This is a genomic window from Saccharibacillus sp. WB 17, from assembly GCF_008634075.2.
GTDB classification, from domain to species: Bacteria; Bacillota; Bacilli; order Paenibacillales; family Paenibacillaceae; genus Saccharibacillus; species Saccharibacillus brassicae.
The window spans coordinates 376-21353 of sequence record NZ_VPFK02000008.1; the positions used below are offsets into that span (position 1 = coordinate 376).

The following is a 20978-nucleotide window of genomic DNA, read 5'->3' on the forward strand; positions in this document are numbered from 1 at the left end:
TACTCGGTAAAGGCTTTATTTGTTGTTTCAAATTAAAATTCATTCAAAAATTTTCACGATTTTTCCGAAAAAGGTGTCAAACTTGTAACTTCTATACCGAATTTGTAGTAGAATGGAGCTTGGGTGTAATAAATCCCTGTCCTGAAGCCGATAAGAGTAACATAGGTTTTTTTGGATCGTAACGTACTCCTTGATTTTAGTCCTCAGCTTTTCATGAAGTGTGCTCCGGACACACGATCTGTTCCGCGCACTCTGCTTTTACTCCGCCTTGAATAGAACGACCACATAGCTGCAAACAGGGCCACTCCCTGTCCGGTTTGATCGGAATGACAACTAGAAAATCACTTGGGGAGGCCTATTTTGAAGAAACGAAATTTCGTATTGAGTTTGATCGCTTTGTCGGTAGGAATAGGGAGCAGTCTAATCGGCGGAACTTCTGCTCATGCGGCGGATGTGACCCGAACTTATTCGGCTTCCAAAGGGTTTAGTTCGAGTGAACAAGGCACGAATCAATGGCATTACGAGAAGTTGGCCGGAAGCGCGTACCTGGATTTGGTCTATGACAAAAGCGGCAATCGCTGGGCAGCGCCAAGCGGTTACCCCTGGGTATCGGCTACGGCGCTCCATCCGGATCAAAACTTCGATGCGGTTCGCAAATGGATTGCTCCGGGCAAAGGCATAATTTCGATTTCCGGCAGCGTGCAAAAAGGAAGTCCCGAAGGCGACGGAGTCGTAGTCAGCATCAGAAAAGACGAGGTCAAGCTGTGGAGCGAGACTTTGACGAATACGAAAGCGGTGACTCCGAGCGGAGTGTCCCGAATTGCGGTTGAAGCCGGGACGGAAATCTCTTTTGTCGTGAATAAACGGGGCAGTTCGAATCACGATCATACGATGTGGGAACCTGATATTGCGTATACCGGAGTTGCAGGTTCGGCTGCCGGCGCAGCGCTCTCCAAATCATCGGCTTCTGCCGCAAACAAAAATTCTTCCGTCGTGTCCGTCCTGGATTACGGAGCCAAAGCGGACGATGCGATCGATGACTATCCGGCGTTCGTCGCTGCGATCGACGCGGCCAAATCGATGGACAAACCGGTCTACGTTCCTGCAGGAAACTATGTATTGAGCGATATTTTGACGATTGACGGCGTAAAGGTGCAGGGAGCCGGCAAGTTTTTGACTACGCTGACTTCAACGAATCCCAAGCGGGGATCGATCGATCTCAAAGGAACCGGTACGGAGTTAAGCAATCTCAAGCATGTGTATGAGACGACTGTGGCACGTGGAAACGGAGCGAACGAAAAAAACAGCATCACGGTACGCGGCGCCCAAAATTTTAAAATCGAAAATGTGTATGTCAGCAAATCGAGTACGGCAGGAATCATGATCACGTACGGTTCGAAGAACGGAATCGTTAACGGCAACACACTCGAATCGACGGGAGCGGACGGCATTCATATGACCGGAGGCAGCAGCTATATTACGGTCGAAAACAATGTCGTTCGGAAAGCCGGCGACGACACGATTGCGGTAGTCAGTTACATCGATAGCGACAAAGCCGCCGCCCATCATATCGTCATTCGCAAAAACGATGTTGGATACGGTTCGAAAGCGCGCGGAATAGCGGTCGTAGGCGGAACCGACATCACGATCTCCAACAATGCCATTCAAGAGACGTATATGGCAGGTGTATATATTGCGGTAGAAGCTTCGTACAATACGCGGAATGTGGATCGGGTAACGGTCTCGAACAATGTGATTGACCATACGGGACTGGCCAAACCTTCGAATCATCCGAATGTGTTGGTATACGCTTCGCAAGGGATTGTGGACAATGTGGTGTTTAACCAAAATACGATCAAAAACGGAGCTCATCGAGGCATAGGGGTATGGGGAAGCGGCAGCATCAAAAATATAACGTTTAACAAAAACACGCTGATTCATCGAATCGGAGAAGCGACAACGTTTGCCAAAGGGAATATCAAGCTGAATCAAAATGAAGGGTTCTGACTTTAGGAGAAATGAAGCGAAAAACGCAGGGGATTTGAATAAGAGAGAAGCGGATGTCGGCAGGTTCCGGCATTCGCTTTTTTGCGTAATTGAGAGGACTACTGCTTGAACAGACACAGAACGGTTTATATATCACTAATCCTGCTTAACCGCTTTTCACTGTTCTGAAACATAAAAAGTAACAATTACCGTAAAAATGGTTAGTTGAACAGAACGCTGAAAACGTTGTAGGCTGGGATAGAACACAGAGAGACAAAAACAGACAGGAAAAGAGTGAAGGAGGAACCTATGAATAAGAAATCCAAAAAAGTGTGGTGGGTCATCTCGGTAGTGGTCATCGCCGCCGCAGCGCTTGCCTTGTGGAGAGGGGCCTTTTTCTTGGAAGAAGAGAAAGCGCAAACCGGAGAAGACACGGAACTTGCCGAACCTACGCTTCCTGCCGCCGAAATACCCGATGGAGCGTTGTCGATCGTAGAGGAAGGAGCGACGCCTAATGACGACAGCGACGATCTGGCCGCGATTCAGGGAGCGCTCGATCGGGCATCCAAGGAAGACAAAGCCGTCTATATCCCGTCCGGCACTTATCGACTGAGCGGAATTCTGATGGTAGACGGAGTCAGCCTGCTGGGAGACGGAGCGAATCAGTCCATTCTGATGTCCACGAATCCCGAAAATGGTTCGATCGATGTTGAAGGAGACGGTGCAGTGCTGAGCGGTTTTGCCCATGTGTTCGAGAAAACGGTAGAGCGTGGTAACGGAGCCAACGATAAAAACAGCATTACGGTCAGATCCGCGACCAATTTCAAAATCGAAAACCTGAAAATCGATAAATCGAGCACGGCCGGCATTTTTGTCGGCTACGAATCTTCAAAAGGAACAATTAGCGGCAACAGTTTGCAAAATACGGGTGCGGACGGGATACATATTACGAACGGAAGCACCGGGATTGTCGTCGAGAACAATAAAGTGCAGAAAGCCGGCGACGATACGATTGCGGTAGTCAGCTATGAAGAAAACTCGCAAACGACCCAGGACATCACGATCCGCAATAACGATGTCGGTTACGGATCGAAGGCGAGAGGCATTTCCGTTGTCGGCGGCGAGAATGTCACGATCGAGAATAACAAGATTCAGGATACCGAAATGGCCGGGATTTATATTTCGGTCGAAAAAGAGTGGGGCACACGAAACGTCAAAAATATCGTGATTAATGAAAATACGATCGAGCATACTGGGACTCGGATAGCCGGAGAACATCCAAATATACTTGTGTATGCTTCGCAAGGTAATATCGATGACGTCAAATTCAATGGCAACACGATCAGCGATTCGGTCCATGGAGGTATCGGGGTCTGGGGCAACGGAGAGATCGGCAACATCTATTTCGACGCCAACAAGCTGGAGAACACCAAAGGATTGGCTACAAACTTCAAAAGCGGCACGATTCATTCTGAAGGCAATATAGGGTTCTAATTTACAAAAAGAAGCCGGACATTTATGTCCGGCTTCTTTTTGTTACTTTTGGTTGCTGGTTTGCTTAAACTAGGTCTATCAGTCTGCTTGCTTGCGGGAAGAACATGGGCCGTTGGACTCAAAAGATTCCCAAGTACATCGAATTTGATTCAAGGGAAAAGAGGCGGTTTATAAACTAACATCGCAGACACAAATAGTTAGTCGCGAGCATAAAGTTGAACCTTTTACAAAAGTTCTATGTAAAATTTGTTAACAAGTACGATTAAACCTGCAAAGCGAGCCAAAAAGTTCACTTTGCCGCTTAGCCAATAAGTCGGGTAGAGCCGGGAAAAGGAAAGGAGTGGAAAAAACCAAAATCTGATAGCAAAAAGCAATTATCGGGACTTTTGGCATCTAAACGATGGGCGATGTCTTTCCGCTTTGATCCTTATGAAGACGTGAAGGAACGGGTCCTGTCCGAGTGAGCAGATTACATAATCGGAGCAGTTTGAATGAACAAGAATCAAACTTACTGAATAAATCGGTCTCTCGTCACGAACCCGTGTATCGGCAAAGGTTCGCATTTTCTATTTTTAGTTTTGAAAATGTAAGAGAATTCCAGTGAGTTTACACAACTTATCATCTTTGTTTTTTCATTGCAGCATGAAAGTCAAACTACTATATTTTTACATCATGAAGACGGAGGGATTGTGTATGGAATTAAAAGAATATTTGCGCGTGGTCAGAAAAAGATGGTGGGTATTGGCTCTAACCGTATTGTTGTGCTTCGGAGCGGCTATCGCCTACAACTCGAAATACGAGCCCATGTATCGCGCCTCGGTCGATCTGATCGTTAACGAACCGTCCATCTCCAGCACCGGACAAGCCCAGGTCGATTCCAATTCGATCGAAGCTAACCTCAAATTGATCAACACGTACAAAAAAATCATCACTTCCGATTCGATTACCAAGCTCGTCGTGGAACGCCACCCCGAACTGAACCTGACCTCGACGCAGGTCGGCAACAAACTGATGATCGATTCGACGCAAAATACGCAGGTCATCAACGTATCCGTCGAAGATACCTCCTACGAAAGAGCAGCTACGATCGCCAACTCGACAGGCAACGTCTTCGTAAGCCAAATTCCCGAAATCATGCAGGTCAACAACGTAAGCGTACTGAATGCGGCAGACCCGAATTTGTCGGCAAGCCCGGTTAACGATCATAAACAAATGTTGATCGTCATCAGCCTTGTAGTCGGACTTCTGCTCGGTCTGGGCATCATGTTCCTGCTTGAATACCTGGACGATTCCGTCAAAACCGAATTCGACGTTGAAGATGCGATCGGACTTCCCGTTCTCGCCAAAGTAGATCGTATTGCCAAAAGCGACTTGAAAAATCAACAGGCCGATCCTTCCGGGCAACAGGAAGATTCAGCCCTACTGCGCACTGCCAACGAGCAGCGTTAATCGAGGTCAACCATGAAAATCATTCGACCTGAAATGCCTGTTCTGATTTATCGGGATCAAATCCTGCCGCCGTCCGAAACTTTCATTAAAAGTCAGGCTGAACGTTTTGAGTCTTTTGATTCTTATTTTATGGGTTCTCGTCTTGTTCCCGGGCTGCAGCTGCAAGCCGATAAGCAGATCATCATCAATACGGGTGGCGTAGCGGGCCGAAGAAAAGAGCTGGAATTCAAGTTGATGGGACCGGGGCGCCGTCTGACGCGCCGTCTTAAAGCGATTCAGCCCAAACTGATCCATGCGCATTTCGGACCCGAAGGCTGCCTGGCCATGCCGATCGCCGAAAAGCTGAATATTCCGCTGATCGTGACTTTCCATGGGTATGACGCAACGACCAAAGACGAATATGCCAGAAAATCGTATTATACGCATCGAAATTATCTGAAGCAGCGTCCGAAGCTGCAAAAGAAAGGCGATCTGTTCATTGCCGTTTCCGACTTCATTCGCGAGAAGCTGATTAGTCAGGGATATCCGCCGGAAAAAGTCATTCGTCATTATATCGGCATTAACATCGATTCTTTTAAGCCCGATTCTTCAATTATTCGCCGCGATACCGTTTTATTTGTCGGACGACTGGTGGAAGTGAAAGGCTGTGCCTATCTGATCGAAGCGATGTCCCAAGTACAGCGCAAAAATCCGGAAGCGGAACTGGTCATTGTCGGCGACGGTCCGCTGCGAGGCGAACTGGAACAGCTGGCCGCATCCAAGCTGACCCATTACCGGTTCCTCGGCACGCAGCCGCATCATGTCGTACGCGAATGGATGAATCGGGCGCGAGTCTTCAGCGTCCCGAGCGTACGCGCCGAAAACGGGGCCGAAGAAGGGCTCGGTATGGTGTTTCTCGAAGCCGCCGCGATGGGAGTTCCGGTCGCAAGCTTTGCGACCGGAGGAATTCCGGAAGCGGTCGAGCACGGGAAAAGCGGCTATCTGGCTCCGGAACGCGACGCGAAGCAGCTCGGCCTCTACATCGACCGGCTGCTGTCCGATCGCACTCTGTGGAAAGAGTTCAGCGAATACGGACGCGTGCGGGTCAGCAAGAAGTTCGACCTGGACGAACAAACGCGCCAAATGGAAGACCTGTACAAAATGGTCATCGCCACGCAGCTGAGCGGCGAACAGGTTACACTGGAATCGGCTTTGACGCCCGTTCCCGAAGCCCAGCACATTTTATGAACGCGAGACCCGACAGCATATACTCCAAAATCTATCAAAGGCAGGCGATCTGAACGATGACTAGAGCCATGAGCAGTGGAGGTTATCTGGTAGCCAACAAAAACGCCGGAGCGGAAGCTTCGGAATCGTATCGCACGCTGCGGACGAATATTCGTTTCTCCACGATGGGACGTTCTTCGAAAATTTTGTTGGTCACTTCCGCCGGAAGCAAAGAAGGCAAAACGACGACCGCAACCAATCTCGCCGTCTCTTATTCGCAGGAAAACAAAAAAGTGCTGCTGATCGACGGCGATCTGCGCCACCCTTCGCTGCAGCACGTGTTCCCGCGTTCCAACAAGCGCGGCCTGACCGACGTGTTAAGCGGACAATGCGGGCTTGAAGCGGCGGTGTCGACAACGGCTATCCCGAATCTGTCCGTTCTTACAGCAGGCACGTTGCCGCCCAATCCGTCCGAAATTCTTGGTTCCGATCGCATGCAGGCGCTGCTTAGCGAAGTTGCCGGTTATTACGACGTGGTGCTGATCGATTCGCCGGCGGCGCTCGACGTCTCCGATGCGCAAATCCTCGGTACGCTGTCCGACGGCGTCGTGCTCGTAGCGCATCAAGGCAAAGTGACCAAAGAACAATTGAAAAAAGTCAAAAGAGGCATGGATCATGTCAATGCGCATATTCTCGGCGTCGTGTTAAACAAGGCGTAGCAGCTTCCGTCTAAACATCATCCCAAAAAACCGAGACAAATGGAGGGGAAAACCTATGAGTGCAGTCAACAACGATGCCGAAGCAACAAAGTACAACGAAGCGGCGTTCAGTAACCTGACATGGAATCGGGGAATCGGATTCAATGCGACAAAACGGAGCATGGATGCGGTGGCTTCCTTGATCGGCTTGATTCTTCTGTCGCCCGTGTTTTTGATTCTGGCGATTCTGATCAAGATCGAAGATCCTAAAGGGCCTGTCTTTTTCAAACAAAAAAGATTCGGCAGAAACTCGAAAATGTTCAACATCTACAAATTCCGTTCAATGGCTACCAATGCGGAGCAGCGCTTGAAAGAGGACCCGGTTCTGTACCAGAAGTACGTCGCCAACAACTACAAGCTGGAGCAAGGCGAAGACCCGCGCATTACCTCGATCGGACGTTTCCTCCGCAAAACAAGCCTCGACGAACTGCCGCAGCTGCTGAACGTACTCAAAGGCGAAATGAGTCTCGTCGGTCCCCGGCCGATTGTAGCGCAGGAGCTCAAAGAGTACAAAGACCGCAAAAACGATCTGCTGTCGGTCAAACCGGGCGTCACCGGATACTGGCAGGTCAGCGGACGCAGCGACGTCGGTTATCCCGAACGCGTCGACCTCGAACTTTATTACGTCTACCATCGCACCATTTGGCTGGATATTCGGATTCTTTTCTCGACTGTCGTCAGCGTTCTGCTCAAAAGAGGAGCTTACTAAGACGACAAGAGGCGAACGACGAACCGTCCGTTTGATCATGATCGAGAAAGAAAGGGTGAATTCGAATGAAAGTCGCAATTATTCACGATTGGCTGACCAGTTATGCCGGATCGGAAAAAGTGCTTGAGCAAATGATTCATATTTTCCCGGAAGCGGAAATTTACAGTTTGGTCGACTTCATGCCCGAGAAAGACCGGGGATTCCTGCTTGGGAAAAAAGTACATACTTCATTCCTGCAAAAGCTTCCGCTTGCCAAAAAGAAGTATCGCCAATACCTGCCGCTGATGCCGCTCGCGATCGAACAGTTCGATCTGTCGTCTTACGACCTGATCCTGTCCAGCTCGCATGCGGTAGCCAAAGGCGTCATTACCGGCCCCGATCAGCTGCACATCTCGTACGTGCATTCGCCGATCCGGTATGCGTGGGATATGCAGCCGCAGTATCTGAAAGAGTCCGGCCTCGATAAAGGACTCAAAGGCACGATGGCCAAAGTCATTCTCAGCCGGATTCGGATGTGGGATTACCGCACTTCGAACGGCGTCGACCATTTCATCGCCAACTCGCAGTTTATCGCCAACCGGATCTGGAAAGTGTACCGCCGGGAAGCGTCGGTCATCTATCCGCCGGTTAACGTGGGCGCTTTTACGGCACGCGAAGACAAAGAAGACTTCTACCTGACCGCTTCCCGCATGGTGCCGTACAAAAAGATGGACATGATCGCGGCCGCTTTCGCCCAGATGCCGGACAAGAAACTGGTCATTATCGGGGACGGACCGGATATGGAAAAAGTACGCAAATTCGAATCGACGAACATTAAGATTCTCGGTTATCAGCCGGACGAAGTGTTGGTCGACCATATGCAGCGCGCCAAAGCGTTCGTGTTCGCGGCCGAAGAAGACTTCGGCATTACGCCGGTAGAAGCCCAGGCCTGCGGCACGCCCGTGATCGCTTATGGCAAAGGCGGAGCGCTTGAGACGGTCAGAGGACTGGACGAAGCGAATCCGACCGGCGTGTTCTACCAGCAGCAGGCGCCGGCGGCGATCATAGCGGCGGTGCAGCGCTTCGAGCAGGAAAGCGGCAAGATTTTGCCGGCCAACTGCCGCAAAAACGCGATGCGGTTCTCGCCGGAAGTGTTCCGTCAAAACCTGCAGACGCATATTCATAACAAGCAGCACGAAGACAGCCGGCATTTCGGTTCGGAACGAATCATTACGCGAGTGCTGTAAACCAACTTTCAAAACAAAGGAGATATGTTCTCATGGAACTTACATTTATAGGAACAGGTTATGTAGGTCTCGTCTCGGGTGTCTGCTTTTCGGAAATCGGCAACCAAGTGACCTGCGTCGATAAAGATCTGGACAAAGTGGCACGCCTCAACAAAGGCGAGGTGCCGATCTACGAACCGGGATTGCAGGAATTGATGGAGAAAAACACCGCTTCGGGTCATCTGAAGTTCACGGCGGATCTTGCCACTTCGGTGCAGAACGCGGACATCGTCTTCATCTGCGTCGGTACGCCTTCGCTGGCGAGCGGCGAAGCGAACCTCGAATACGTCGAGCAGGTTGCCCAGGATATCGCGCTTGCGATGAACGGCTACAAAATCGTCGTAACCAAAAGCACGGTGCCGGTCGGCACAAACGACAAGATCAAACAGATCATCAGCCAGCTCAGCCCGCATCCGTTCGATATCGTCTCTATTCCGGAATTTCTGCGCGAAGGCTCGGCGGTCAAAGATACGCTGCGCCCGGATCGCATCATCATCGGCACGAGCAGCGAACGCGCCGCAGCGACGCTCACCGAACTGCATAAGCCTTTGACCGACGAGATCATGGTCACCGAAGTGCGCAGCGCGGAAATGATCAAGTACGCTTCGAACGCTTTCCTGGCGACGAAAATTTCGTTCATCAACGAAATCGCCAACATCTGCGAAAAAGTCGGCGCGGACGTAACGCATGTGGCGCAGGGCATGGGCTACGACAAGCGGATCGGTTCTTCGTTCCTGCAAGCGGGTATCGGCTACGGCGGTTCGTGCTTCCCGAAAGATACGCACGCGCTGATCCAGATCGCCGGCAACGTGGATTACGAATTCAAGCTGTTGAAATCGGTCGTCGAAGTCAACAACGATCAGCGCTTCAACATTATTTCCAAACTGAACCATTCGCTCGGCAGCATGCAGGGCAAAACGGTCGGCATCTGGGGACTCGCGTTCAAGCCGAACACGGACGACGTACGCGAAGCGCCGGCGCTTGACATCATCAAGACGCTGCTTCAGGAAGGCGCCGTCGTCAAAGCGTACGATCCGATCGCGACCGACAACTTCCGCCGCTTTTTCCGCAACGAGTCGGACGTGCAGTGGTGCGATTCCGCGATGGAAACAGCCGAAAGCTGCGACGCGCTCTGTCTGCTGACGGACTGGTCGGAATTCAAGGAGATTGATCTGCGGGAATTGAACGGGGTCATGAAGCAGCCGATCCTGATCGACGGACGCAACGTCTACTCGAAAGAACAGTTGGCCGACACGAATTTCCAATATTATTCGATCGGACGGCCGGAGCTGGAAAGCCTTTCGCCGTTTCGCAATTCGGTAGCCTCGGATTAATCCGGGGCTCGTCCTAACGGCAGAGAGGAGGATCGGACGATGGCAAACAGTCAAAACCGGCGCAAGCCGGAGCTTCAAAACGGAGAAAGCGGCATGCGGATCTGGTGGTTGAACCCGACGATCATCTTCGCGCTGCTGATGACGATCATCCTGATCGGCGCGTATTACATTCCGGAGAACAGTTACCTGTCTTTTTACCGGGTCGACAAGTTCATCGATGAATCCAATATCATCTATTCCATTCTTCCGGTCTGCTGCTTTGTAGTCGGAGGGGTGCTGGCGATGTTGGCCGGACGCGGAACGAAGCCTTCCAACGCGTTTAGCGAAGTGATGATCAAAAAAGATTCCTTCATTAAAATGTGGATCTTCGTTCTGTTCGGGTTTACGATGTTCGGTTACGCGATGTGGTTCCTGATCATGCTGCGCAGCGGATTCAGCCTCAGCCTGTTCCTGAACGTGCTGAGCGGCGAACCGGGCGCGATCTACGGCATCAAGGAAAGCTTCGAAAACGTGGCGGGCGTGACGTCGTTTACAAACTTCGGCATTCCGTTCGTGATCATGACGTGCTACTACCTTTTTTATAACAAAAAGAAGATCTACATATGGATGTTGGCGGCCGTGTTCCTGTTGACGATGATGCGGGCGATCTTTTTCCTCGAACGTCTCGCGATTATGGAATTTCTCGTTCCGGCTGCTGTCGTGTACTTCTCCATGCGAGCCAAAATGAATCGGAAAACGCCTTTTGTGGCTGTGTATCCGATCGTCGGTCTTATCGCGCTCGTCGGATTTTTCGGCATCAGCGAATACTTCCGTTCCTGGCTCAGCTATTACGTCAATTATTATCCGTCCTTCTGGGAATTTATCGTGACCCGCTTCTTCGGCTACTATGTCACGGCGATCAATACCGGCACACTGTACTTCCAGCATCTCGGGTTCCATTGGCTGCCGTTCCCGAATTCGACGGCGGAGTTCATCTGGAAGTTCCCGGGCGTTCCGGACGATGCGTATTCTTCGATCTACGGCTTCGAGCCGCAGGCGCTGATCAACAATACGCTCGCCACGATGGGCAACCCGGAATTCAACAACCCTTCGGGACTGCTGCAGCCTTATAACGATTACGGTCTGTTCGGAGCGTTGGTGTTCTGGGTCATCGTCGGGTTCTTTACCGGCGTCCTGTACAATCATTTCAAAAAAGGGCATACGTTCGGCATGATGATCTATCCGATCTGGCTCGTCGGCGTACTGGAAATTCCCCGGTACTTCTACTTCGGCAGCGGACGCTTCTTCCCGTGCTGGATCATCATTCTCGCGTTCAGCCTGATTCTGCATTATAACCGTAAAAAGCTGACCAGTTGGCGGCTGAAAGGAGTGGGAGCCGGTGACTAAGACACGCATTTATGTCAACGGGCGGTTTCTGAAAGCTTCGGTAACGGGCGTGCAGCGTTACGCCTACGAGCTGCTGCGGACGATCGATCAGCTGATCGATCGCGCCGACCCGGCCGTGCGGGATTACGAATTCATCGTGCTGGCGCCGACCGGCGAGATTCGGGAGCTGGGCACGAAACATATCGAGGTCAGACAGGCAGGACGCTTCGGCGGGCAGCTGTGGGAGCAGCTGTCGCTGCCGGCGCTGTCCAAAGACGGATTTTTGCTCAATCTGTGCAACGCCGCGCCGCTGTTCAAGCGCAAGCAGGCGGTCACGCTGCACGACGCGGCGGTCTATTCGGTACCCGATACGTACTCGGCTTCGTTCAAGCTGTGGTACAAAACGATGTTCCGGGTGCTGGGGCGGACGTCGCCGCTCATTCTGACCTGTTCCAACAATTCCAAAGACGAATTGGTGCGCCACTGCGGCATTCGCGGCGACAAGATCCGCGTCATCTATCACGGCAAGGAACATGTGCTGCAGACCGGCACGTCGCCGGAGTATCCGGCGCAGCAGGGACTGGAGCGGCCGTTCGTGCTGGCGGTCAGCAGCCAGAGCCCGAACAAAAATTTCCGCTCCATCGTTCGCGCCGCCGAGCTGATCGGCGATCAGGGATTCGACTTCGTGATCGCGGGAGGCACGAACCCGAAAATATTCAAGTCGCAGGAAACGGAACTCGGCGATCACGTCCGTCACGTCGGATACGTCGCCGACGAGGAACTGCGGACGCTGTACGAGCGCGCAGCCTGCTTCGTTTTCCCTTCGTTCTACGAAGGGTTCGGCTTCCCGCCGCTCGAAGCGATGGCATGCGGATGCCCGGTGATCGCTTCCGATACGGCTTCGCTGCCGGAAGTGTGCGGAGACGCGGTCTTGTACTGCGACCCGAACCGTCCGGAAGACATCGCCGAGAAAATCGCGCACGTCATGCAGAACCCGGCGCTGCAGCAGCAGATGAAGCAGCAAGGGCTGGCGCAGGCCGCGAAGTTCTCGTGGGAGAAATGCGCGTACGAGACGCTGGCCGAAGTGAAAAAATATGCCGCGGGACGCACCGCCGATCAAACGGCGCGCAGCGACAGCCGCAAAGTCGAAGCCTGATGCTTCAATATCCGCAAGGAGGAGAGCCGCAATGAATATCATGTTTGCAAGCCATACGTACATGGGCAGTCCGTTCGTCGTCGGCTCCCATCACCTGTCGAGGGAGATGGAGAAGCTGGGCCATACGGTCATCCATGTTAGCACTCCGCTCAGTCCTTTCCATCTGTTGAAATGGAAAGACCGCGATATCCAGGCGCGTTTTCGCATCTTGCAGGGCAAACGCGTCGATACGACGGCAGTCGTCAATTCGGTGCCGATGTCGCTGCTTCCCTGGGAGATCGCGGGTCCGATATTCAAGCGGACTCGAAAAAACTGGATGCTGCCGGCGATCAAAAAAGTCATGCGCGAAAATCATATGCCGTCGGTCGATCTCCTGCTGATCGACCAGCCGCGGTTCGTCGGCCTAGAGAAGCTGGTGTCGCCCAAAGTGACCATCTATCGCCCGACCGACATTTACAGCAAAATGACCGGAGACGCTTCGATCGCTTCGGCGGAACGCACGCTCATGTCCGTCGTCGACGGCCTCGTCTCCACGTCGGGACCGGTCCTGTCGGAGCTGCGCGAGTATAACCCGTCCCTGCCGACGCTGCTGCTGGAAAACGGCGTGGAATACGAGCACTTCTCCGCGCCGACGGTCGAACCGGAAGACTTGAAGCCGATTCCCGGACCGCGGGCCGTGTACGTGGGCGCGCTCGACGAACGGCTCGACCTCAAAGGGCTCAAGCTGCTCGCGCAGCAAAAGCCCGGCATCAATCTCGTCATCATCGGACCGGTGAACGACGAGACGAAGCGCGACTTCGCGGAATTCGCCCACGTGCATTTTCTGGGCGCCAAAAAGTACGCGACCGTCCCGGCTTATCTCCAGCATTGCGACGTGGCGCTGCTGCCGCTCAGCAATCATGCCGCCAATGCGGGCCGCAGCCCGATGAAGCTGTACGAATACGCGGCCGCCGGCCTGCCGGTCGTCGTGACCGAGACGCCGGAGCTGCTGCGCCGGCAGGAGAAGTTCCTGCACTTCTACCGCGAAAGCGCGGAACTGCCGCTGAAGGTCGAACAAGCGCTGGCGGCCAAAGCCGACCGCAACACGATTCGCGACATGGCCAAAAGCCACGCCTGGGAAGCCAAGGTAAACACCCTTTTGAATTTTATCGACAACCTGTAGATCCAGAAACGCAATCAAAGGAGTGGCGACATGTCTTCGTTAAAAAAGAAAGGGATCAAAGCGGCGAAGTGGTCGAGCGTGGCGACAATTGTCACGATCGTGATCCAGCTGCTTCAGTTGGTCGCTTTATCCCGAATTCTGAGTCCGGTCGATTACGGGCTGATGAGCATGACGATGGTCGTCGTGGCCGCGGCGGTCAATCTGACCGACGTAGGCATATCGAACGCCATCATACATCGTCAGGACGTCAGCCGGAACCATCTGTCCAGTCTGTACATACTCAATCTGGCGACCGGAGCTTTTATCGCGGGCGTGATCTATTTCTCGGCGCCGCTGGTCGTCTGGTTCTATCAAGAGCCGGAGCTGCTTAACCCGGTACGCTGGATGGCGCTGCTGTGCCTGCTGCCCGCTTTCGGTCAGCAGTTCGAAGTGCTGTTCCGCAAAGAACTCAAGTTCGACAATATCGCCAAAATCCAGATCGTCTCCTACTTCGTCGGCTTCGTGCTGGCGGTAGGCGGGGCGCTGGCCGGTATGGGCGTCTACGCGCTCGTGCTGTCCAATCTGGGCAACGCGTTGGTCAAATCGGCGCTGCTCGTCATGCAGGGATGGAAAAAATGGACGCCCGCCCTGCATTTTGCCAAACAAGACCTCAAAGGCTACCTGAGCTTCGGCGTGTATCAAATGTCGTCCAACGTCATTCAGTCGATCATGTCCAATATCGACTATATCCTGATCGGACGCATCTACGGCACCCAGACGCTCGGCTACTACTCGTTCGCGTTCCAGCTCTGCACGATGCCGGTACTGAAGCTGACGCCGCTGATCAATACGGTCAGCCTGCCGATCTACGCCAAAATGCAGGACAATATGGAGCGGCTGCGCAACGGTTATATCAAAACGATCGCGCTCGTCAGCTATCTCAATGCGCCGATCTATCTCGGACTGCTCGTGACCGCTCCGATGCTCGTTCCGTTCATTTTCGGCGAAAAATGGGAACCGAGCGTCATGCTGATCCAGGTGCTGGCTATCGCGATGCTGCTGCGTTCGCTGATCGTTCCGATCCAGCCGCTGCTGCAAGCGAAAGGACGCACGGACATGTACTTCCGCTATACGCTGATGGGCATGTGCGTCCAGGTACCGGGTCTTGCGATCGGCACGTACGCGGGCGGCATCATGGGGACGTGTATCGCTTACGTCGTCATCCAGTTGATCTTGATGGTGATCCAATATCACTATGCGATGCGCCGCATGATCGGGCCCTGCCTGCGCGATTATGTTCGCAGCATGGCGCCGGGACTCGCTTACGGCCTGATCATGGTCGGAGGCGTCGTTCTCCTGAACGTTTTGTCCGTTGCGGTCTTCTCGCAGCAGGCCAACTTTATTATCCAGGTTGCGCTCGGAGCTTTGATTTACGGAGCCGTGCTCTTCCTTTTCAATAAAGAATTGTTTCAAAACCTCAAGAATAGGCTTATAAGTAAAACTAAGTTAGCTAAATGACGGCGCAGGCGTAAGATAAATTCACACACACCTTAAGGGAGGGCATCAACGATGAATAAAGTGAGAAAAGCGATTATCCCGGCAGCAGGCCTTGGAACGAGATTCTTGCCGGCAACGAAAGCCATGCCAAAAGAAATGCTGCCAATCGTGGACAAGCCTACGATCCAGTACATTGTCGAAGAAGCCGTCTCCTCCGGGATCGAAGATATCATCATCGTAACGGGACGCAGCAAACGGGCGATCGAAGACCACTTCGACAAAAACATCGAACTGGAAGCGGACCTTGAAGAAAAGAACAAGGAAGAGCTGCTGAGCATCGTACGCGAAGTGACCAACCTCGTCGAGATCCACTGCGTTCGCCAAAAAGAACCGCTTGGTCTCGGACACGCGATCTGGTGCGCACGCAAATTTATTAACAGCAACGAACCGTTCGCGGTGCTGCTGGGCGACATGATCATCGATAGCGAGGTTCCGTGCCTCAAGCAGATGATGGACGAGCAGGCCCGTACAGGCGGCAACATGATCGCGGTCGAAGCGGTACCCTGGAAAGACGTCAGCAGCTACGGCGTCATCAAAGGCGACAAGCTGACCGACAACCTGAACCTGATCACCGATCTGGTGGAAAAGCCGAAAACGGACGCGCCTTCGAATCTGGCGATGATCGGCCGCTATATTCTGGAGCCGCAAATCATGGACATTCTGGAGCATCAGACGGCAGGCGTGGGCGGCGAGATCCAATTGACGGACGCGCTCAAAAAGCTCGCCGAGCTGTCGAGAATGTACAGCTTCCGGTATGACGGCACGCTGTACGATGTAGGCAGCAAGCTCGGCTATCTCAAAGCCAACGTCGATTTTGCGCTCAAGCGCGAAGGACTGGGCAGCGATCTGCGCGAGTATCTGCTGGAGACGCTCGTAGGCAATCCGGCCGCGGCAGAGAAAAAAGACAACCTCAAAATCGTATAAAGATCGAATCGCATAAATGGATTGAACAAGTCATCGATTGAATCGACAGAATGGAGGAGCAAACATGAAATTGGTCTTATTATCAGGAGGCTCGGGTAAACGGCTGTGGCCTTTATCGAACGACGCCCGATCGAAACAGTTTCTGAAAGTGCTCGAAAACGACCGGGGCGATATGGAATCTATGGTCCAACGGGTCTGGGGACAGATCAAAGGAGCGGGCCTGAGCGATTCGGCGGTCATTGCGACCAGCAAAGTTCAGGTGGAGATTTTGCAGAACCAGCTCGGCGGCGTCCCGATCATCGTGGAACCGGAGCGTCGGGACACGTTCCCGGCGATCGCTTTGGCGGCTTCGTACCTGTATTCGCAAGGTGTGAGCCTGGAAGAGACGGTCTGCATCCTGCCGGTCGACCCTTACGTCGACGATCGCTTCTTCGACCGGATTCGCGATCTGGACGGCGCGCTGCACAACTCGGGCGCCAAGATCGCGCTGATGGGCGTCAATCCGACGTATCCGTCGTCGAAGTACGGCTATATCGTGCCGGAAGCCGGCGGAGCCGATACCGACTACAAACGGGTCGGACGCTTCACCGAAAAGCCGAGCGAAGATCAGGCCGAGCGGCTGATCGAGCAGGGCGCGCTCTGGAACTGCGGCGTGTTCGCGTTCAAGCTCAGCTACATGATGGACAAGCTGCTGCGCGAAGGGCTGCCGATGGAGTACGAAGATCTGCTGGCGCGCTATGCAACGCTTGAGAAGATCAGCTTCGATTACGCGGTTGTGGAAAAAGAATCGCATATTGCGGTCATCCCGTACGACGGATACTGGAAAGACCTCGGCACCTGGAATACGCTGACCGAAAACATGGGTCTGAAGCAGATCGGCAAAGGCGCGATCAGCGAAGATTCGAACAACACGCATCTGATCAACGAACTGGACATTCCCGTTACGATCATCGGCATTCCCGACGCGATCGTCGCGGTTAGCCCGGACGGCATTCTCGTCTCGGACAAAGCGGCAAGTCCGCGCGTCAAGGACATGGTCGAAGCCGGACAGCGTCCGATGTATGAAGAACGCCGCTGGGGCTGGTACCGGGTACTCGATTATTCCAAGTTCGACAACGGCACGGAAGTGCTGACGAAGCGGATCGGACTCGGAGCCGGCAAAAACCTCGGCTACCGCAAGCATATGCATCGGGCCGATACGTGGACGATCATTACCGGGGAAGGCATCCTGGTCAAGGAAGGTTCGATTACGCCGGTCAAAGCGGGCGACGTCGTTACGATCCAGCCGGGTACGTACCACTGCCTCAAAGCGTTCCGGGATATGGAATATATCGAAGTTCAGACCGGAGCGGTCGTGCAGGAAGAAGATTTCGAAGAAATGTTCAGCAGTTGGAAAGACATTGAGCGCCACTGCGTGACGAGCGGCGCCGAGACGGCCAGAGCCGGCCGAAAAGTGTTATGAGGCGCTGGGCGAAGATCGTAATCTCGGGTACCCTGGTTGCGGTTATCGGGGCCGGGGGTTACGCCTACTCGGTCTATCGCCCGGTCGTCAACACGTTGGAATCGATTTATGAACCGTTGGAATCGGACGCGGCGATCGCCGCGTCCGATTCCGGCGGCACGGGAGGCAGCCTGACGGCTTCCGTCGGTAATGCCGGCGTGCCGGCCGTGCGGGAACTGCCCGCCGATCTGGGCGAGCGGCAGCCGTTTAATCTGCTCGTGCTTGGCGTCGACGAACGCGAAAACGATATAGGCCGTTCCGACGCGATTATGATGCTGGCCGTCAATCCGGAAAAGCATTCCGTATTGATGTTCAACATTCCGCGCGATACGCGCACGGAAATCGTGGGCCGCGGCAAAGTCGACAAGATCAATCATGCCTACGCGTTCGGCGGCGTTAATATGGCGGTCGACACGGTCGAGCATTTTCTCGACGTGCCGGTCGACTATTACGTCAAAGTGAACATGGAAGGCTTGGAGCAAATCATCGATATTCTCGGCGGCGTGACTGTCGACAATCCGTTCGCTTTCGATTTCGAAGGCACGGAATATGGCGAAGGGCCGATCGCGATGAACGGGCACGAAGCGCTCATGTACGCGCGTATGCGCTACGACGATCCCAAAGGCGATCTCGGCCGCAATGACCGTCAGCAGCGGGTGTTGTCGGCATTGATCGAAAAAGGCAAAAACATTTCCAATCTCACCAAAGTCAATTCGGTTCTGGGAGCGGTCAAAGATCACGTCAAAACGAATCTGACCAAAGACGACATGATGGAGATCGTCACCCGATATCGGACGGAGATCGGCACGGTGGACAAAGACGAGGTGCAGGGCGAAGGCCGGCGCATCGACGGCATCTACTATTATCTGGTCGACGAAGCGGAGCAAACGCGCATCCGCACCGAACTGAACCGTCAGCTTGACCGTACTCCATAAGACAAGAAAGGTCGTGGGCCATGCCAGTCAATCTGTTTTTCGTTCCCCATCAGGACGATGAAGCGCTGACTTTCGGAGCGGGCATACGCAATCACCTGAATGCCGGCGACGAATGTCATGTCATTTTGTATACCGACGGTTCTTCTTCCAACGTCGTTCGGCAGTTGAACGGCGAGACGAAAAGCAGTATGCACCGCAAAGTACTGAATCCGCAGCGCGAAGGCTATTCGCCGCTCGACCGCGTCGATCTCGTGCGCTACCGCAACGACGAATTTTTACGTTCCTGCCTGGCTCTGGGCCTTCCGGTAGAAAACGTCCATTTCGTGCAGCGGCTGCAGGACGGGACGACGACGGTCGAAGACTGCGAAGAGCTGATCGGCGAATATATGGACCGTTATCGCGGAGCCCGGGTCAAAACCTTCACGAACCTCGGCGGCAACCATCGGGATCACGCGAACATGGGCACAGCCGCTCTGCATCTTTTTCGGCAGGGGAAGATCGCGGATCTGCGCCTCTACGTGGAACCGTATAACTTGCGCCAGGCCAAAAAAGCGTATCGGGGCCTGCAGATACATAAAGAGAAGCCGGCGATCCATGGCGAGTGCGTCGTGGCTTCGCTGAGCGAGTACAAAAAATGGAACCCGGCGCTGGAACAATTTGCAATCGGTTATCATTCGGTCCGGAAGGAAATCGATGCGGCGATCGCCAACCCGGTCTCCTATTATCATAAACCGTACGAACCGGCCTAGCGCAGCATGCGCTCGGACCCCAACCAACGACAAAGGAGCTGCAAACGGATGAGCAAAATATTGATCGTAGGCGGACAAATGGAGAACAAAGGCGCACAGGCCATGACTTTTACGGTGATCAACGAGATCAAAAAACGTCATCCCGACAAAGAAATACTCGTCAACTGTATCGATCCGGATCGCGGTTACGCGTTCGACATTATCAAAATCGGCAAAAAGCTGAAAATCGAAATGTTGGGCGGCGTATTCGGCACGGTAGGCAAGCTGATTCCGAACGCCGAGCACGTCAACGTGACCCGCGGCGAAATGGAACGCATCATGAAAGAAACCGACATGATCGTCGATATCAGCGGTTTTGCCTTGTCTTCACAGTTCACCATCCGCCATTCGGTCAACTATCTCGTCAACATCATGCTCGCCAAGCGGTACAAAGTGCCGATGGTGCTGATGCCGCAGTCTTTCGGGCCGTTCGATTATGAAAGCAAATACAAATCGTTTATTATGGCGCTGATCAAAAAATACATCACGTATCCGACCTACATCTATGCGCGCGAAGACGAAGGCATGCAGTTTCTGAGCCGCTTCACGACGCACAATTTGAAGCGTTCCATGGATTTGGTGCTTCAGGGCAGCAGCGATTACAATCTGGACGTGCTGTTCAAGCCTGGCGCGTACAAGCCGAACGAACGCGTCGCCGTCAAAGAAAATTCCGTCGGCATCGTGCCAAACGTGAAAACGATGAAATACGGCTCGCGCGAAGACCTGCTGCAAGCGTACCGCAAAATGACCGACCATCTGCTCAAGCGCGGCCTGAACGTGTATCTGCTGCGACATTCGACGGAAGATCTGGAAATTTGCAAAGGCATCAAAGAACATTATCCATCCGACGACCGCGTCGTGCTGTTGGAGAACGAATACGACTGCATCGAAATCCATCATATTCTGGAACAGTTCACGTTCATTATCGCTTCGCGCTACCATTCCATCATTCACGCCTACAAAGACGGCATTCCCGTGCTGGCCCTGGGGTGGGCGACGAAGTATCAGGAACTGCTCGGCCGGTTCGGGCAAAAAGAATACATGTTCGACGTTCGCGACCTTGCGCATGTGGAACGGGATATCGAAAGCAAGCTGGATCGCATGATCGAGCGCCGGGATGAAGAATCCAGACACATCAGCGCGGTGACGGCCGAAATCCAGAGCCATACGATCTTCAGCGAAGTGTTCGGGGAACTGCCGGCGGTAAAGATGACGGACGAACTGGCCGAAGAACTTGAAGACGCCACGCTTCAGATCGGCTGATCGATTGCCGTTCGTACACGCAGGGGGCTGCGTAGAAAAACCTTTACCTTGAATGACCAGAGGTAAAGGTTTTTTTGCGGCCGCGAAAGATGGGCAGGTCCGGCGATTTGTGCTACCCTTACCGGGAAGCGCTCCGCGCGGATCAGA

17 protein-coding genes are annotated in these 20978 nt (G+C 53.4%); all 17 read left to right on the forward strand.

Annotated features, from left to right (window positions below):
* The first annotated feature begins 360 nt into the window (after positions 1-360).
* The 17 genes from FTE24_RS02380 to FTE24_RS02460 all read left to right on the forward strand — a co-directional run bounded on the left by FTE24_RS02380 (position 361) and on the right by FTE24_RS02460 (position 20831).
* On the forward strand, positions 361-2007 hold the full coding sequence (locus tag FTE24_RS02380; RefSeq protein ID WP_150228468.1) for a glycosyl hydrolase family 28-related protein: 1647 nt from the start codon (positions 361-363) through the stop codon (positions 2005-2007).
* Between the two features lie 378 nt (positions 2008-2385).
* The gene (locus FTE24_RS02385) at positions 2386-3480 is read left to right on the forward strand and encodes a right-handed parallel beta-helix repeat-containing protein (protein ID WP_237401597.1); all 1095 of its coding nucleotides are present in this window, start codon (positions 2386-2388) and stop codon (positions 3478-3480) included.
* 693 nt (positions 3481-4173) lie between these two features.
* Positions 4174-4929: a YveK family protein gene (locus FTE24_RS02390; protein ID WP_160441622.1), complete on the forward strand. Its 756-nt coding sequence runs from the start codon at positions 4174-4176 to the stop codon at positions 4927-4929.
* Between the two features lie 129 nt (positions 4930-5058).
* Positions 5059-6156: a glycosyltransferase gene (locus FTE24_RS02395; protein ID WP_237401598.1), complete on the forward strand. Its 1098-nt coding sequence runs from the start codon at positions 5059-5061 to the stop codon at positions 6154-6156.
* A 56-nt stretch (positions 6157-6212) separates the two neighbouring features.
* Entirely contained in the window at positions 6213-6854 is a 642-nt protein-coding gene (locus FTE24_RS02400) for a CpsD/CapB family tyrosine-protein kinase (protein WP_141449490.1), read from the forward strand.
* Positions 6855-6909: 55 nt separating this feature from the next.
* Complete coding sequence (locus FTE24_RS02405) at positions 6910-7602, forward strand: sugar transferase (RefSeq protein WP_150228476.1); 693 nt, start codon at positions 6910-6912, stop codon at positions 7600-7602.
* A gap of 65 nt (positions 7603-7667) precedes the next feature.
* Entirely contained in the window at positions 7668-8828 is a 1161-nt protein-coding gene (locus tag FTE24_RS02410) for a glycosyltransferase family 4 protein (RefSeq protein WP_150228478.1), read from the forward strand.
* Positions 8829-8860: 32 nt separating this feature from the next.
* Complete coding sequence (locus FTE24_RS02415; protein WP_150228480.1) at positions 8861-10201, forward strand: UDP-glucose dehydrogenase family protein; 1341 nt, start codon at positions 8861-8863, stop codon at positions 10199-10201.
* A gap of 39 nt (positions 10202-10240) precedes the next feature.
* On the forward strand, positions 10241-11587 hold the full coding sequence (locus tag FTE24_RS02420) for an O-antigen polymerase (RefSeq protein ID WP_237401599.1): 1347 nt from the start codon (positions 10241-10243) through the stop codon (positions 11585-11587).
* Positions 11580-12722: a glycosyltransferase gene (locus FTE24_RS02425; protein ID WP_150228482.1), complete on the forward strand. Its 1143-nt coding sequence runs from the start codon at positions 11580-11582 to the stop codon at positions 12720-12722. Before FTE24_RS02420 ends, FTE24_RS02425 begins: the two co-directional genes overlap by 8 nt.
* A gap of 31 nt (positions 12723-12753) precedes the next feature.
* On the forward strand, positions 12754-13884 hold the full coding sequence (locus FTE24_RS02430) for a glycosyltransferase (protein ID WP_150228484.1): 1131 nt from the start codon (positions 12754-12756) through the stop codon (positions 13882-13884).
* 30 nt (positions 13885-13914) lie between these two features.
* Entirely contained in the window at positions 13915-15381 is a 1467-nt protein-coding gene (locus tag FTE24_RS02435; protein WP_150228486.1) for an MOP flippase family protein, read from the forward strand.
* Between the two features lie 51 nt (positions 15382-15432).
* On the forward strand, positions 15433-16344 hold the full coding sequence (gene galU, locus FTE24_RS02440; RefSeq protein ID WP_141449497.1) for a UTP--glucose-1-phosphate uridylyltransferase GalU: 912 nt from the start codon (positions 15433-15435) through the stop codon (positions 16342-16344).
* Between the two features lie 64 nt (positions 16345-16408).
* On the forward strand, positions 16409-17806 hold the full coding sequence (locus FTE24_RS02445) for a sugar phosphate nucleotidyltransferase (protein ID WP_150228488.1): 1398 nt from the start codon (positions 16409-16411) through the stop codon (positions 17804-17806).
* Complete coding sequence (locus tag FTE24_RS02450; protein ID WP_150228490.1) at positions 17803-18780, forward strand: LCP family glycopolymer transferase; 978 nt, start codon at positions 17803-17805, stop codon at positions 18778-18780. Before FTE24_RS02445 ends, FTE24_RS02450 begins: the two co-directional genes overlap by 4 nt.
* 20 nt (positions 18781-18800) lie before the next feature.
* Positions 18801-19529, forward strand: coding sequence for a PIG-L family deacetylase (locus FTE24_RS02455; RefSeq protein WP_150228492.1), 729 nt, complete (start codon positions 18801-18803; stop codon positions 19527-19529).
* Between the two features lie 48 nt (positions 19530-19577).
* Positions 19578-20831: a polysaccharide pyruvyl transferase family protein gene (locus tag FTE24_RS02460; RefSeq protein ID WP_150228494.1), complete on the forward strand. Its 1254-nt coding sequence runs from the start codon at positions 19578-19580 to the stop codon at positions 20829-20831.
* The last annotated feature ends 147 nt before the right edge of the window (positions 20832-20978 follow it).